At 73.3% G+C, this 14,888-nt stretch carries 14 protein-coding genes and 1 pseudogene; 7 read left to right on the top strand and 8 right to left on the bottom strand.

The features are described from left to right. Positions 1 to 1,003, bottom strand: a pseudogene (locus ACIWVC_RS31865) (hypothetical protein); the annotation flags it as partial. Between the two features lie 186 nt (positions 1,004 to 1,189). Here ACIWVC_RS31865 and ACIWVC_RS31860 point away from each other — a divergent pair. The 3 genes from ACIWVC_RS31860 to ACIWVC_RS31850 all read left to right on the top strand — a co-directional run bounded on the left by ACIWVC_RS31860 (position 1,190) and on the right by ACIWVC_RS31850 (position 3,550). Further along, entirely contained in the window at positions 1,190 to 1,993 is an 804-nt protein-coding gene (locus tag ACIWVC_RS31860; RefSeq protein WP_396449208.1) for an MBL fold metallo-hydrolase, read from the top strand. A gap of 69 nt (positions 1,994 to 2,062) precedes the next feature. Next, positions 2,063 to 2,539, top strand: coding sequence for a MarR family winged helix-turn-helix transcriptional regulator (locus ACIWVC_RS31855; protein WP_396454969.1), 477 nt, complete (start codon positions 2,063 to 2,065; stop codon positions 2,537 to 2,539). 87 nt (positions 2,540 to 2,626) lie between these two features. Next, positions 2,627 to 3,550, top strand: coding sequence for an LLM class flavin-dependent oxidoreductase (locus tag ACIWVC_RS31850; protein ID WP_396449210.1), 924 nt, complete (start codon positions 2,627 to 2,629; stop codon positions 3,548 to 3,550). 43 nt (positions 3,551 to 3,593) lie between these two features. On the opposite strand, the gene ACIWVC_RS31845 is transcribed toward ACIWVC_RS31850, so the two are convergent. Beyond that, positions 3,594 to 4,340 carry a class I SAM-dependent methyltransferase gene (locus tag ACIWVC_RS31845; protein ID WP_396454968.1) on the bottom strand — a complete coding sequence of 249 codons (747 nt, stop codon included), beginning with the start codon at positions 4,338 to 4,340 and terminating at the stop codon, positions 3,594 to 3,596. A gap of 88 nt (positions 4,341 to 4,428) precedes the next feature. Here ACIWVC_RS31845 and ACIWVC_RS31840 point away from each other — a divergent pair, with 88 nt between their 5' ends. Next, positions 4,429 to 5,016 carry a TetR/AcrR family transcriptional regulator gene (locus tag ACIWVC_RS31840; protein ID WP_396449212.1) on the top strand — a complete coding sequence of 196 codons (588 nt, stop codon included), beginning with the start codon at positions 4,429 to 4,431 and terminating at the stop codon, positions 5,014 to 5,016. A 60-nt stretch (positions 5,017 to 5,076) separates the two neighbouring features. Here the strand turns inward: ACIWVC_RS31840 and ACIWVC_RS31835 are convergent, their stop codons facing one another. Beyond that, positions 5,077 to 5,817 (bottom strand): FkbM family methyltransferase, encoded by a 741-nt coding sequence (locus ACIWVC_RS31835; protein WP_396449213.1) that lies wholly within the window; start codon positions 5,815 to 5,817, stop codon positions 5,077 to 5,079. Between the two features lie 93 nt (positions 5,818 to 5,910). Between ACIWVC_RS31835 and ACIWVC_RS31830 the strand changes: the two genes are divergently transcribed. Next, positions 5,911 to 6,429, top strand: coding sequence for a SigE family RNA polymerase sigma factor (locus tag ACIWVC_RS31830; RefSeq protein WP_396449214.1), 519 nt, complete (start codon positions 5,911 to 5,913; stop codon positions 6,427 to 6,429). Continuing rightward, a complete protein-coding gene (locus tag ACIWVC_RS31825; RefSeq protein ID WP_396449215.1) occupies positions 6,419 to 7,654 on the top strand; it encodes a hypothetical protein in 1,236 nt (411 codons plus the stop codon). The genes ACIWVC_RS31830 and ACIWVC_RS31825 overlap by 11 nt, the downstream gene beginning before the upstream one ends. Positions 7,655 to 7,711: 57 nt before the next feature. On the opposite strand, the gene ACIWVC_RS31820 is transcribed toward ACIWVC_RS31825, so the two are convergent. Genes ACIWVC_RS31820 through ACIWVC_RS31805 form a run of 4 tightly spaced genes read right to left on the bottom strand, consistent with a single transcriptional unit; the run spans position 7,712 to position 13,390 of the window. Beyond that, positions 7,712 to 8,860 carry an acyl-CoA dehydrogenase family protein gene (locus ACIWVC_RS31820; protein WP_396454967.1) on the bottom strand — a complete coding sequence of 383 codons (1,149 nt, stop codon included), beginning with the start codon at positions 8,858 to 8,860 and terminating at the stop codon, positions 7,712 to 7,714. Positions 8,861 to 8,865: 5 nt separating this feature from the next. Further along, entirely contained in the window at positions 8,866 to 9,810 is a 945-nt protein-coding gene (locus ACIWVC_RS31815) for a hydroxymethylglutaryl-CoA lyase (RefSeq protein ID WP_396449222.1), read from the bottom strand. A gap of 11 nt (positions 9,811 to 9,821) precedes the next feature. Beyond that, positions 9,822 to 11,768, bottom strand: coding sequence for an acetyl/propionyl/methylcrotonyl-CoA carboxylase subunit alpha (locus ACIWVC_RS31810; RefSeq protein WP_396449217.1), 1,947 nt, complete (start codon positions 11,766 to 11,768; stop codon positions 9,822 to 9,824). 8 nt (positions 11,769 to 11,776) lie between these two features. Then, positions 11,777 to 13,390, bottom strand: coding sequence for a carboxyl transferase domain-containing protein (locus ACIWVC_RS31805; protein ID WP_396449218.1), 1,614 nt, complete (start codon positions 13,388 to 13,390; stop codon positions 11,777 to 11,779). An 87-nt stretch (positions 13,391 to 13,477) separates the two neighbouring features. Here ACIWVC_RS31805 and ACIWVC_RS31800 point away from each other — a divergent pair, with 87 nt between their 5' ends. Then, positions 13,478 to 14,068: a TetR/AcrR family transcriptional regulator gene (locus tag ACIWVC_RS31800; protein WP_396449219.1), complete on the top strand. Its 591-nt coding sequence runs from the start codon at positions 13,478 to 13,480 to the stop codon at positions 14,066 to 14,068. Here ACIWVC_RS31800 and ACIWVC_RS31795 read toward each other — a convergent pair. Next, a partial coding sequence (locus ACIWVC_RS31795) for an extracellular solute-binding protein (RefSeq protein ID WP_396449220.1) occupies positions 14,065 to 14,888 on the bottom strand: 824 nt, incomplete at its 5' end. The two genes, ACIWVC_RS31800 and ACIWVC_RS31795, sit on opposite strands and share 4 nt — an antisense overlap.

Raw genomic sequence — 14,888 nt, 5'->3', positions numbered from 1 at the left:
CCGCGTGGCTCCGCAGCTTGACGACGAACGGGACGCACCCGTTCCAGTCCCGCAGGGGGCCGCTGAACGAACCCCGCGCGGCCGTGACCGCGAGCCAGCGGAGCAGCGTGCTCTTGCCGCCGCCCGCCTCACCGCGCAGCAGCATCAGCCGGTGGCCGCCGAGGGCCGCCTCGACCCGGACGGCGCCCTTCCTGACCTCGTCCCGCCAATCGCTGATCGGCACGGCGCGGGGCGCCTGCCGCCGAGGCTCCCGCCTGCTCTCGTCGGACACGTTGAGGCTGATGTAGGCGACGCTCAACGTCGTCTGCGGACGGGTGAACCGCTCGAACCGCACCCCGAACAGCTCCAGCGTGTCCAGGGAGTCGCTGATCGAGGCGAGGTACCTGCGGGTGAACTCGTCGTCGTCCGATTCGCCTTCGGGTGCGTCGAGGGTCCGGGCGGGAAGCCGGGCGAGGACGGCGTCCACCTGATCGGCCAGGCCGCTCAGCCGGCTCAACATCTCGACGGACGCGCGCGGGCCGAACTGCGGCAGGTGGACGATGATGCGCGCGAGGCAGTCGCAGCACTCGTCCAGTACCACCTCGTAGAGCCGCGCCCCGGCCTCGCCCAGTTCGAACTCGGCCTTCCGCGCCGGAAGCCGCGACCGCAGCCCCCGGGCCAGCTTGACCGGATCGGCGTCGGCGGCGAACAGCGCGTCGTCCGAGAGGTCGGCGCGGTCGAGGGTGCGGACGACCTCGTCCAGCGCCGCGACGCGGTCGCCGTCGGTGAGCCCGCCGAACTCGTGCCCGGCGAAGGTCATGAGCCGTTCGGCGACGGAGTCGGCGATGCCCTCGAACTGCCGCTGGACGCGCCGCCGCTTGATCTCGTCCGGGAAACCGGTCTTGATCAGCTCGACGAGGTCCTTGCCCGCCCCGTCCCTGGCGGACCGCCCCGCGAGCCACCGGCCCACGGCCAACTGCGCCACCGACCCGCCCACCCGTAACGCGGCGACCTCGACGGACACGGAACCCCCAATGCACGGAGACAGGCCATTATGACGAGAAGTGCTCCCGCACATCCACGCGATCTCGACGACCAGGCCGCCGTCCCGCCGCTCAAGGTGGCGCACTCTTTGCGGACCGGTAACCCGAGTATGGGCGTTCTGCGGCGCACTAGGGCATATCACCCTCAATGCGACATTGGGGGAATCATGTTCATCTCACGACCGGCGCCGGACGTCGTCGCCCTGACGGACGCGGTGCCGCTTCCCGGTATCGGGTTCCTCCCGGTCAACGCCTACGTCCTGTACGCCGGGGAACCGGTGCTGATCGACACGGGCCTGCGGTCGTCGAGCCCGGAGTTCGTGGAGGAACTCTGGTCGCTCATCGAGCCCGCCGACCTGCGGTGGGTCATCCTGACCCACCCCGACGGCGATCACACCGGCAGCGTCTTCGAGATCCTCGACGCCGCCCCGAACACGCGGCTGGTGACCGCCATGCCGGACATGGACCGCCAGGCGCGCGAGCGCAGGATCTCGCCCGAGCGGGTATTCCTGCTCAACCCCGGCGAGTCGCTGGACGTGGGCGACCGGCGGCTGCTGGCGTTCCGTCCGCCCTTCTCCGACAGCCCGGCGAAGCTGGGCCTCATCGACGACGCGACCGGAAGCTGCTTCAGCTCCGACGGCTTCGGCGCCCCGGTGACCACCGCCGACTTCCTCGAAAGCGACGACATCGGCGCTGTTCCCGAGCCGGACCGCATCGCGGGCCAGCGCCTCTGGGCCGCGGTGGACAGCCCGTGGCCGTCCGACATGGACAGGGACGCCTTCCTCTCCACCCTCCTGCCCCTCCGCGACGTCGACCCGCCGGTCGTTCTGAGCTCCCACCTGCCGCCGGCCCACCACAAGGCCGAGGCGCTGCTCGACACTTTGGCGAACGCCCAGGACGCCTGCCCCGGCGTCGGCCCCGACCAGGCACCGCTCCGCCGTATGTTCGCGGAGATGGCGGCCCGCACCTGACACTCGGCCAAGCCGTCTCTCAAAGCCGTCCCCGGTGGTAGTTCGTTGCGCGAACTGTACGCTGGATGCATGCGGAACCGGGATGACGAGCAGATCGGGGCTGTGTCGGCGCTCGTGCGGGGCGCGTTCTTGGTGAATGCCGTCTATACCGAGTCGGCGCGGGAGCACGGCATCACGTCGCAGCAGGGCCAGCTGCTGTGCGTGCTGATGGCGCAGCCGCGCGGGATGAGCGAACTCGGCGCGATGCTTGGGCTGGCCAAGTCGAGCCTCACCGGCCTGGTGGACCGCACCGAACGGAACGGCCTGGTCCGCCGCGAACCCGATCCGCAGGACATGCGCGCGGTCCGGGTCGCGCTGACTCCGCAGGGCGGCGCCCTCGCCGAGGAGTTCTACGCCGAGACCTGCCGGCGAGTCGAGAAGCTGACGGCGGGTCTGAGCCCCGCCGAACGCGACGCGCTCGCCGGGTTGCTCGGCCGCGTCGTCTTGGACAACGAGGTTCCCGTCGTCTTCCTGGAGCCGGCCGAAGGGGCCGGGCGCGACCGCTGACACTCCGGCGAGGGTTTGAAGTTCGTACTGCGAACTATTATCGTTCGTGGTACGAACTCATCTCTTGTCTGTGGGAGCGTGGACCAGATGGACTCGGCATTGGCGCAGGATGTCGTTTTCGGCTTCGGAGCGCATAGCGTCATCGATGACGCGGCCGCACTGCTGCGCATGGCGCAGCAGGCCGACCGTGACGGGCTCGACCACTTCTCGCTGTCGGACCATCCCTACCTCGGCGAACGCCTGGACGCCTATGCCGCGATCGGCTTCATCCTCGGCCGCACGGAGCGCATCACGGGTTTCGCCAACGTCTCGAACCTGCCGACCCGGCCCGCGCCCATGCTGGCGCGGACGGTGACGTCGCTGTCCGCGCTGTCCGGCGGCCGCGTCATCCTCGGCATGGGCGCGGGCGGGCTGTGGGACCGGATCTCCGACATGGGGGTGCCGAAGCTCTCACCGGGCGAGGCCGTCGACGCCTTCGAGGAGGCGATCGTCCTGGTCAAGAAGCTGTCGGGCGGCGGCCCACCGGTCACCTACCGCGGCGCCCACTACCGGGTGAACGAGATCGCGCCGGCTCCGGTGGCCGCGCCGCCCGTGTGGACCGGGTCGGTCGGGCCGAAGTCCCTCGCCGCCACCGGGCGAGTGGCCGACGGCTGGATCCCCGGTCGCGCGGCGGACTGGCGCAGCGAGCGCTACCGGACGTCCCGCCCGGTCATCGACGAGGCGGCGGAGGCGGCGGGCCGCGATCCGCGCGAGATCCGCACGGTCTACAACCTGCCCGGACGCATCACCGACCGGCCGCTAGCCGCCACCCGCGACCGCAATGGACGCTGGATCGGCGGCTCCGCCGATCAGTGGATCGACGAGCTGACCGAGGCGGTGCTGGAGTACGGCGCCTCCGGGTTCACGCTCTTCTCGTCCGGCGGCGGGGCGCAGGACCTCGTCTCCCTCGCCCGCTGGGGGCAGGAGATCGTCCCGGCGGTGCGCGAGGCGGTGGCGAAGCGGACCGCTTAGCGCCACGCCGGCCGGCGGGCGACGACGGCGCCGCGGCCGCCCCTCAGTTGCGGGACGCGACCGCCACCACGGTGGTGTACCCCATGGTGAAGGCCCCGCCGACGGCGTCGATCGCGGCGCCGATGCCGTCGAGGACCTCCCGTTGCTTGTCGGCCGGAAGCTGGGAGTGGAGGCCGAACGTGGGCACCTGCTCCAGCCATTCGTCCCGGGTGTAATGGCGCTCCCAGTCGAAGCGCCACTCTTCCGGAGCGCCGTACGCGCCCGTCTCCCGCATCCCGTCGGACGCCTTGCCGCACAGCACCGAGTACGCGTCCGCGTTCGGCGTCGGGCGGTGGAAGAGCGGCGAGTCGGGCATGACGCGCCGGTAGACCGCGGTGAAGGCTTCCCCCAGGCCGGACGGAGGCTCGAACGCGTTCCAGAACACGGCCAGACGCCCCCCGGAGCGCAGCGCCTGTGCGGCCTTGGCCGCACCGGCGACCGGGTCCACCCAGTGCCACGCCTGCGCGGCTATGACCGTGTCGAACGTCCGCCCTGCGGGCTCCCAGTCCTCGATCTTCGCCACCTCGGTGTCCACGCCGCTGCGCCGGGCCAGGTCGGCCATGCGCGCGTCCGGCTCGACGCCGAGCACCCGGCAGCCGGCCGCTCGGAACTGCCGGGCCGCGATGCCCGTGCCGCAGCCGACGTCGAGGACGTCCGGCCCGCCCGCGGCGAGCCGCCGCACGAGGGCGTCCGGGTAGCTGGGCCTGGTCCGGTCGTAGCGGTCGGCGTCGGCGCCGAACGACTCCGCCACGTGGCGCTGGTGATGGGGCTCATTCGATAGAGTGGGCATGTGCCCACCATAGTGGGCGCTTGCCCACTCGTCTAGGGGGAGATGCGCGGTGCCGACGGGAGTGGCCCTGCGGGACGTCCGCGAGCAGCTGTTCGACGCCGCCGAGCGGATCCTGCTCCAGGACGGCCCCAGCGCGCTGACCAGCCGGGCGGTCACCGCGGAGGCCGGCGTCGCCAAGGGCGTCCTGCACCGGCACTTCACCGACTTCGACGCCTTCCTGGCCGAGTTCGTCATCGACCGGGTCGGCCGGATGGACCCGCAGGCCGCGGCCCTGCGCGAGTCCGCCGGCACGGGCGCGGTCATCGACAACCTCACCGACGCGCTGGCGGCCCTGTTCGCGTCCGTCGCCGTCGCGATCGTCCCGCTCGTCACCTTCCGGACCCGGCTCCGCGTCCTGCTCCGGCGGACGTGGCCCGCCGGCGTGCCCGTGCTGACGGAGGCCGTGACCATCATCGAGTCCTACCTCGCCGCCGAACGCGATCTGGGCCGCCTCGCGCCGGGCGCCGACGTCGAGACGCTCGCCCCCACCCTCATCGGCGCCGCGCACCTGCTGTTCGCCGACCGCACCGGCCCCCGGCCGGAGCGCGACGCCGTCCGCAAGATGGTGTCCACGGTCATCGGCGGCGCCCTTCACTGACCCCCCGATCCTCCGATCAGGGCAGGAACGGCGCCTGACGGCCCTCGGCCGGCCCGGTGCTCAGCCGCGCAGCCGGGCGTAGACGTCCCCGGAGCGCCCGCGCGGCCTGATGCGCTCCAGCTGCCGCCGCAGCTCGGACGCGTCCAGCCACCGCGGGGCGGCGAACCGCATCGTCTCGACGGGGGAGTAGTTGTACTCGTACGCGCCGAGCTCCTCCACGATGCGCAGCACCTCCAGGGAGGCGTCGTGCGCCGACGGGATGTACTCGAACGACAGCGCGGGCACCGGCTGGGACAGGCCCGCGAGGACGTCCGCCTCGAAGCCCTCGACGTCGATCTTGCAGAAGGCCGGCACGCCGTGCACCGCGATGAGATCGTCCAGCGTGGTCACCTCGACCTCGGCCGACCGGTCCCAGCGGACGCGCGCGAAGCTGCTGTCGGCCGTCACCGACTCGATCCATCCGGGCGACATGGACGACACGGTCGGCGTCGCGCTGGACAGCGCCAGCCGGGCCTTCCCCGGCTTGGCGCCGGCGGCGCCCGGTACGATCACGACGTCCCGGTCGCGCCCGAAGAAGAGCCGCAGGACGCGCAGGCAGTCGGGCTGGGGCTCGACGGCCACCACCCGCGCGCCGAGCCGCCGCCACACCCGCACCCGGCCGCCCACGTGGGCGCCGATGTCGAAGGCGACGTCACCCGCCCCGAGGAACTGCCCGTAGAGGCGCATCGCGCGCCGGTGCTTGCCCGGAACCCCGTAGTACATGACCAGCGAACGAGCGATCCCATAGGCGCGCAGCAGCATCCACCGACCCTACCCCGCCGTCACCCGCGCGAACGGGCGTGCAACAGATTCGGCGGAACGGGCGTCCTGGGTGTGAAAGGAAAGGACGGGCCTTTGGACGACGACGGCGTGACGTACGAGGAATTCGTGGCGGCCCGTGCGCAGGCGCTGCTGCGGTACGGCTACGTCCTCACCGGCAACGCGGACGACGCGGCCGACCTGCTGCAGGAGGGGTTGATCAGGTTGCGCGGGGCCTGGGGACGGGTCGTCAACAAGCACGATCCCGAGGGGTACGTCCGGAAGATCATGTCGCGGCAGCACATCAACATGTGGCGGCGGCGCAGGCGCGAGCACCTCGTCGGGAGCGTGCCGGAACGGCACTACGACGACGGCGGCCTGGAGCGGGCCGAGCACGACCCGCGGCTGTGGGAGGCGCTGACGACGCTCCCGCCGAGGCAGCGCGCGGTGCTGGTGCTGCGCTACTACGAGGACCTGTCCGACGAGGAGATCGCCGGGACGCTCGGCATATCGCGCGGGACGGTGCGCAGCCAGGCCTCCCGCGCGCTCGACAAACTTCGCGCGGACTGGCGGCCGGCCGCCGCGTCCGCCGCGGGAGGGCATCATGACCGATGATCTGGACCGCGCACTGCGCGGCACGCTGTCGACCGCGGCGCGGGAGGCCCCGGGGCTCCCGCCGGAACTGCTGGAGCGCGTCGAGGCGGGCCACCATCGCAGGCGGCGCCGCCGGGCGGCGGCCGCCGGGCTCGCCGTCGCGGTGGCGGTCGCCGGGACCGGTGTCGCCGGCGCCCTGGCGCGCTCGGCGGACGAGGCGGCTCCCGTCGCCGCGGACGGCCGGCTGAAGCCGCTGTCGCCCGCCGACCTCGGAACGCCGGTGAAGGTGCGCGAACGGTGGCCGGACGCCGTCCGGAGCGTCCCCGGCCGGCTGCCGAACGGGCGCGAGCTGCACCCCGTCGAGCTGCTGGGCGACGGCACGCTGGTGGCCGCGACATGGTCGTCCCTCCAGATGCCGGACAAGCTGTGGTCCTACGACCTCGCCGCCGGCGAGGCCCGGACGATCACCGACATCGTGGTCCCGCGCGGATCGAGGATCTACGCGTCCGACTTCACCATCGCGGGGGACCAGGTCGTGTGGTGGCTGTCGTACCGGGCGAAGGGCGGCGACAGGGTCGAGGTCTGGGGCGCGCCGCTCGCGGGCGGCGCGGCGCACAAGATCACCGGGCTGCCGGGGCGGGACGTGTCGACGCTGCTCGCCGAGGAGGACGGCGTCGTCCTGGCGACGAGCGACGGCGTGTACCGGGCGCCGCTCGCGGGAGGCGCGGCCGAGCGGATCCCCGGCACCGAAGGCTTTGAGATCGTGTCCTGGCCGTGGATCGGCTCCCCCGCCTCCCTGAAGGGCGGCGTCGGCTACATCCGGTACCGCACGCTCTGGAACGTGAGCACCGGGGAGCGCCGCAAGGCCCGCCTCGCGCCGTTCAAGGGGGCGTGGACGTGCGGCGTGACCTGGTGCGTCGGCGGCCCCGCGTCCGGGGTCACCTACCACGGCGACGTGAAGACGGCCGTCCAGCGCAGGGACGGGAAGGCCGGCAGGACGCTGCCCGGCGACCGCGTCGGGCCGACACAGCCCCCGATCTACGGGCGGTACCTCGCGTACTTCCCGGAAGGCCCCGCCAAGACGAAGACCCACATCCTGTACGACATCGAGTCGGGCAGGCTGCTCGACACCGGGATACGGCGGACGCACGAGGTGCTGGGCTCCGTGCGGAACAACCAGGACCCGCAGTACTTCCTTGAGGCCGAGGGCGGGACGGTGCTGCTCGACCTGTCGAAGATCCGCTGATCGTGCGGCCGGCCCGTGGCGCGCGGGCCGGCCGCTCCGTTCGATCAGGCCGCCCGATCAGGACGGCGGGAGGCCGAGGGCGCGGGCGATGAGCATGCGCTGCACCTCGGAGGTGCCCTCGCCCACTTCGAGGATCTTGGCGTCGCGGTAGAACCGGCCGACGGCGTACTCGTTCATGAACCCGTAGCCGCCGAAGATCTGCGTGGCGTCGCGGGCGTTGTCCATCGCGGCGTTCGAGGCGACCAGCTTCGCGATCGCCGCCTCCTTCTTGAACGGCTCGCCGCGCAGCATCTTCGCGGCCGCCGCGTAGTAGGCGAGGCGGGAGGTGTGCGCGCGCAGCTCCATGTCGGCGATCTTGAACTGCACGGCCTGGTAGCGGCCGATCTCCTTGCCGAACGCCTGCCGCTCGCGGACGTAGCGCAGGCACTCGTCCACGCAGCCCTGGGCGAGCCCGACCGACAGCGCGGCGATCGCGATGCGGCCCTCGTCCAGGATGCGGAGGAACTGGGCGTAGCCGCGGCCGCGCTCGCCCACCAGGTTCTCGGCCGGGACGCGCACGTCGTCGAAGGACAGCTCGCGCGTGTCGGACGACGACCAGCCCACCTTCGAGTACTTGCGGCCGACGGTGAAGCCCGGGGTGCCGTTCGGGACGATGATCGTGGAGATCTCGTTCTCGCCGGTGTAGGCCGTGACGGTGACGAACGCGGTGATGTCGGTGCCGGAGTTCGTGATGAACGCCTTCGACCCGTTGATCACCCAGGAGTCGCCGTCCAGGCGGGCCGTGGTGCGCATGCCGCCCGGGACGTCGGAGCCGCCGCCCGGCTCGGTCAGCCCGAACGCGGCCAGCTTCTCCCCGGACGTGAGCTGCGGCAGCCACCGCTCCTTCTGCGCGGCGGTGCCGAACCGGTAGATCGGCATCGCGCCGAGCGAGACGCCGGCCTCCAGCGTGATCGCCACGGACGAGTCGACGCGGGCGAGCTCCTCCAGGGCGAGGCAGAGCGCGAAGTAGTCGCCGCCCATGCCGCCGTGCTCCTCGGGGAACGGCAGCCCGAACAGCCCCATCTTGCCCATCGCGGCGACGATCTCGTACGGGAACTCGCCGCGCTCGTACAGGTCGCCGATCACCGGGGCGACGCTCTCGCGGGCGAACCGCTCGACCGTGCGCCGCAGCTCCTCCTGCTCGTCGCTGAGCGTGAAGTCGATCATCAGTGCTACTCCGAATCGGGTGACGGGGACGGTGCGGGGGACGGGGTGGGCGACAGGGCCTGGACCACGCGGGACGGGCTGGGCCGGCCGAGCCGCTCGGCCATCCAGCGGCTGGTGGCGGCGAGCTTGTCGAGGTCGACGCCGGTGTCGATGCCGAGGCCGTTCAGCATCCAGACGAGGTCCTCGGTGGGCAGGTTGCCGGTGGCGCTCTCCGCGTAGGGGCAGCCGCCGAGGCCGCCGGCGGAGGCGTCCACGACGGTGACGCCCGCCCGCAGCGCGGCGAGGGTGTTGGCGAGCGCCTGCCCGTAGGTGTCGTGGAAGTGGACGGCGAGCCGGTCGGGGCCGATGCCCGCCGCGGCCAGCGCCTCGATGAGCGCGGTGACGTGGCCGGGCGTGCCGACGCCGATGGTGTCGCCGAGGCTGAGCTGGGAGCAGCCCATGTCCATCATGCGGGACGCCACGGACACCACCTGCGGGATGGGCACGTCGCCCTCCCACGGGTCGCCGCACACCATCGACACGTAGGCGCGCACCCAGAGGCCCTCGGCGCGGGCGCGCCGCACGACGGGCGCGAACATCGCGAGGGACTCGTCGACGGTCCGGTTGAGGTTGCGGCGCGCGAACGTCTCGGTGGCGCTGCCGAAGACGGCGATCTCGCGGACGCCGTTGGCGAGCGCCCGGTCGAGCCCCCGCTCGTTCGGGACGAGCACCGGGTAGCGCAGCCCGGGCGAGCGCGGCAGGACGTCGAGCAGCTGCTCCGCGTCGGCGAGCTGCGGAACCCACTTGGGGTGGACGAAGCTGGTCGTCTCGATCGTGCGCAGCCCCGCGTCCGCCAGCCGGGTCACGAACTCCGACTTGACGTCGACGGGGACGACCGCCTTCTCGTTCTGCAGGCCGTCCCGCGGCCCGACCTCGTAGATCGTGACCCGCTCGGGAAGCCCGGAAAGCATTACCCGCACTGTCAAGCCTCCTCGATCACGGCCAGCACCGCGTCCAGCGCGACCTGCGCGCCCGCGCGGACCGGCAGCTTCGCCACGACGCCGGCGAGCGGCGCGGTGACGGTGTGCTCCATCTTCATCGCCTCGACGACCACGAGCGCCTGCCCGGCCTCGACCCGGTCGCCCTCGGCAGCCTTGACCGCCAGGACCGTTCCCGGCATGGGGCTGCGCAGCACGCCGTCGCCGGCGGCGGCCGCCGCGGCGCCGCCCTCGGCGCGGACGTGCTCGCTCAGCGCCCACACGTGCCCGCCGCGGCCGAGCCACAGCGTGCCGCCGTCGCGGACGGCCTCGAAGGAGGTCGTCCTTCCACCGTAGGTCAGGGTGAACGGGCCGCTCAGCGCCGCGTCGACCGGTTCGCCGTCGCCGATCGCGACGCGCGCGGACGCGGCCCGGCCCTGCACGCGGACCTCGACCGGGTCGCCGCCGGACGGCGTGATGATCCACGGCGCCCAGGCGTGCGCGCCGGGACGCCAGCCGTCCGGGATGTCCCAGGGGTCGCCGGCGCCGTCCGCGGATTCGAGGGCGCGCATGCGCTCCAGCGCGGCGGCGGCGAGCACCTCCGGCGGGACCGGCCCGCTCGCCGTCAGGTCGTCCAGCGAGCGCTCGACCAGGCCCGTGTCGAGATCGCCCGCGACGACCGAGGGGTGCCGCACCAGCGCGCGCAGGAACGCGACGTTCGTCGGGACGCCCAGCAGCGTGTACCCGGCGAGCGCCCGGTCGAGGCGGTGCAGTGCCTCGGCCCGGTCCGCGCCGTGGACGATCACCTTGGCGAGCATCGGGTCGTAGGAGCCGCCGACCTCGGTGCCGGTGTCGAGCCCAGAGTCGACGCGGACCCCGGCGGGTTCGCCGAGCGCCAGCACGCGCCCGCCGGTGGGCAGGAAGCCGCGGGACGGGTCCTCCGCGTAGACGCGGGCCTCGATGGAGTGCCCGTCGAGGCGGACGTCGTCCTGCGTGAACGGCAGCGGCTCCCCGGCGGCGACCCGGAGCTGGAGCTCGACCAGGTCGAGGCCCGTGACCAGCTCGGTGACCGGGTGCTCCACCTGCAGCCGGGTGTTCATCTCCATGAAGAAGAACTCGCCGGGGCGGTCGGCGGAGACGATGTACTCGACGGTTCCGGCGCCCGCGTATCCGACGGCCCGCGCGGCGGCGACGGCGGCGGCGCCCATGCGCGCGCGGGACTCCTCGTCCAGCAGCGGGGACGGCGCCTCCTCGATGATCTTCTGGTGCCGGCGCTGCAGGCTGCACTCGCGCTCGCCCAGGTGGACGGCGCCGCCGTGCGCGTCCGCGAACACCTGGATCTCGATGTGCCGCGGGTTCTCCACGAAGCGCTCGGCGAGCAGCGTGTCGTCGCCGAACGAGCCGCGCGCCTCGCGGCGGGCGGAGGCGATGGCCTCGGGCAGGTCCGCCGCGTCCCGCACGAGCCGCATGCCCTTCCCGCCGCCCCCGGCGGACGGCTTGAGCAGCACCGGCAGCCCGACCTCCAGCGCGGCGGCCTCCAGTTCGGCGTCCGAGAGACCCGGCTCGTCGCGCCCCGGGACGACGGGGACGCCGGCCGCCGCGACCGTCCGCTTCGCGCGGATCTTGTCGCCCATCGCCTCGATCGCCTCGGCGGGCGGGCCGATGAACACCAGCCCCGCCTCGCCGCACGCCCGCGCGAACGCCGTGTTCTCGGCGAGGAACCCGTACCCGGGGTGGACGGCGGGCGCCCCGGCGGCGCGGGCCGCCGCGATCACCGCCTCGATGTCCAGGTACGACGGGATCAGCAGGGCCTCGTCCGCCTCCCGCACGTGCCGGGCGCCCGCGTCGGCGGCGGTGTGCACCGCCGCGGAGCGGACGCCGAGCCGCCGCAGCGTGCGGAACACGCGGACGGCGATCTCCCCGCGGTTGGCGACCAGGACGCTGTCGAACATCAACACCCTCACATCCGGAAGACGCCGTAGCCGACCGGCTCCAGCGGTGCGTTGGCGGCCACCGACAGCCCGAGCCCCAGCACGCGCCGGGTGTCGAGCGGGTCGATCACCCCGTCGTCCCACAGCCGCGCCGTCGAGTAGTAGGGGTTGCCCTGCGCCTCGTACTGCTCGCGGATCGGCGCCTTGAACCGCTCCTCCTCCTCGGCGGGCCACTCCTCGCCGCGCGCCTCCATCCGGTCGCGGCGGACGGTCGCGAGGACGCTCGCGGCCTGCTCCCCGCCCATGACCGAGATGCGCGCGTTCGGCCACATCCACAGGAACCGGGGCGAGTACGCCCGGCCGCACATCGCGTAGTTGCCGGCGCCGAACGAGCCGCCGATGACGACGGTGAACTTGGGGACGCGGGCGCACGCGACGGCGGTGACCATCTTCGCGCCGTGCTTGGCGATGCCGCCCGCCTCGTACTCGCGGCCGACCATGAACCCGGTGATGTTCTGCAGGAACACCAGCGGGACGCTCCGCCGGTCGCACAGCTCGATGAAGTGCGCGCCCTTCTGCGCGGACTCGCTGAACAGGATGCCGTTGTTCGCGACGATCCCGACCGGGTGCCCGTGGAGGCGGGCGAACCCGGTGACGAGCGTGGCGCCGTACTCCTTCTTGAACTCCTGGAAGCGGCTGCCGTCCACGATCCGGGCGATGACCTCGCGCACGTCGTAGGGGGTGCGCGAGTCGGGCGGGACGATCCCGTACAGCTCGGCCGGGTCGGCGGACGGTTCCTCGGACGGGACGACGTCCCACGGGCGCGGCTCGCGCGGGCCGAGCCCGGCGACGATGTCGCGGACGATCCGCAGCGCGTGCGCGTCGTCCTCGGCGAGGTGGTCGGTGACGCCGGACGTCCGGGAGTGCAGTTCGCCGCCGCCCAGCTCCTCGGCCGTCACGACCTCGCCGGTCGCGGCCTTCACCAGCGGCGGCCCGCCGAGGAAGATCGTCCCCTGGCCGCGCACGATCACGGCCTCGTCGCTCATCGCCGGGACGTACGCGCCGCCCGCCGTGCACGAGCCCAGCACCGCCGCGATCTGCGGGATGCCCTTCCCCGACAGCGTGGCCTGGTTGTAGAAGATGCGGCCGAAGTGCTCGCGGTCGGGGAACACCTCGTCCTGCCGGGGCAGGAACGCGCCGCCCGAGTCGACCAGGTAGACGCACGGGAGCCGGTTCTGCAGCGCCACCTCCTGCGCGCGCAGGTGCTTCTTCACCGTGACGGGGTAGTACGTGCCGCCCTTGACGGTGGCGTCGTTGGCGACGATCACGCACTCGCGGCCGGAGACCCGGCCGACGCCGGTGATGATCCCCGCGCCCGGCGCCTCGCCGCCGTACATGCCGTTCGCGGCCAGCGGCGACAGCTCCAGGAAGGGCGAGCCGGGGTCGAGCAGCGTGTCGACCCGGTCGCGGGGGAGCAGCTTCCCGCGCGCGACGTGCCGCTCGCGGGCCCGCTCCGGCCCGCCGCGCCCGGCCTCGTCGATGCGCTCGCGCAGCTCCGCGACCAGGGCCTCGTTGTGCGCGGCGTTCGCCTTGAACGCCTCGCCCGCGACGTCGGCGCGGGTCCCGATCTCGGGTCCGGCCATGGCCCCCCTCCCGGTTAACGCTCATTAACAATGCTTGTGCAGGGCCGATGTTAACGGCCGTTAACAACTCTAGTCTAGACTGCCCCCATGACCTCCCCACGGGCCGCGGCGCTGGACGGCCCGCCGAACCCGCGCCGCGCCGAGATCCTCGGCGCCGCCGCCGAGCTGTTCGCGCGGCGCGGCTACCACGGCGCGTCCATCGGCGACCTCGGCCGCGCCGTCGGGCTCACCGGCCCCGCCCTGTACCGGCACTTCAGCGGCAAGGAGGCCGTGCTCGCCGAGATGCTCCTCGACATCAGCGAGCGGCTGCTCGCCGAGGGCGTCCGCCGCGCCGCCGACCCCGACCCCGCGCGCGCCCTCGACGCGCTGCTGCGCTGGCACATCGCGTTCGCGCTCGACAACCCGGCGCTGATCACCGTGCACGAGCGGGAACTGGACAACGTGCCCGAGCCGCAGCGGCACCGCGTCCGCCGGCTCCAGCGCGCCTACGTGGAGGAATGGGTCGCCGTCCTGCGCCGGCTCACCCCCGGCCTGCCGGACGACCGGACGCGCGCCGCCGTCCACGCGTGCTTCGGCCTGCTCAACTCCACCCCGCGCAGCGCCACCGGCCTCGACCGCGACGCCATGGGCGACCTCCTGCACGCGATGGCCCGCGCGGCGCTCGAAGGCGTCCGCTAGCAGGACGCCGTGCGCCCGTCCAGCGACCGCTCGACCGCCCGCGCGAACGACTCGGCGTCCGTCCCGGCCCCGTCGAAGATCTTCTGCACGCAGCCGCGGAACGTGCCGGTGAACGTGCTGTAGTGCGGGGTCACCGGGCGCGGCCTGGCCCGCCCGAGCGCGGTCACCACCGCGCGTCCCAGCTGGGTGAGCTGCGCCTGGTCGGGCGTCTCGACCTCGCCCGGTCCGGGCGGCTGCCCGGTGAGGGACGAGCACGCCGCCGCCTTCACGTCGGCGGGGGAGTGGCGGCCGGGGGACAGGCCGAGCGCCGAGTAGCGGCCGGGCGCGAACCCGCCGCAGGAGAACAGCAGGCGCTGGCTGCCCGTCCCGCTCAGGAACTCCACCAGGTCGGCGGCGGCGTCCGGGTTCGGGGAGTGCTTCGACACCGCGAGGTTCTGCCCGCCGAGGACGGTGCTGCCCGGCAGCGCCGTCACCCCGAACCGCAGGCGCGCGCCGTCCCGCATCCGGGGCTCGGACGCCAGCGCCGAGAACGCGTACGGCCAGTTGCGCATCAGCCTCGTCCCGGACGCGAACGCCTCGATGCTCTGCAGCTCCCCGTACCGCCGCGACGCGGCCAGCGGCCCGTGCACGCGCGCCGCGAGCCGGGACAGCGCCGGGTACACCTTCGTCCGCAGGTCGTCCTCGCTCGGCCGAGCCTCCCCGGTGAGCCGCCCGGCGCCGCCGTCGTTCCACACGGCCTCCAGCGCGTTCACCGTCAGCCCCTCGTAGTCGGCGAGCTGCGTCGCGACCTCGGACTGGGCGAGCCCGGGCCACGCGGACG

It is taken from the genome of Actinomadura sp., from assembly GCF_044508335.1.
GTDB lineage: Bacteria > Actinomycetota > Actinomycetes > Streptosporangiales > Streptosporangiaceae > Spirillospora.
The sequence above is the reverse complement of the archived record's forward strand: the minus strand, read 5'-3'. Positions and strand labels throughout refer to the sequence as shown.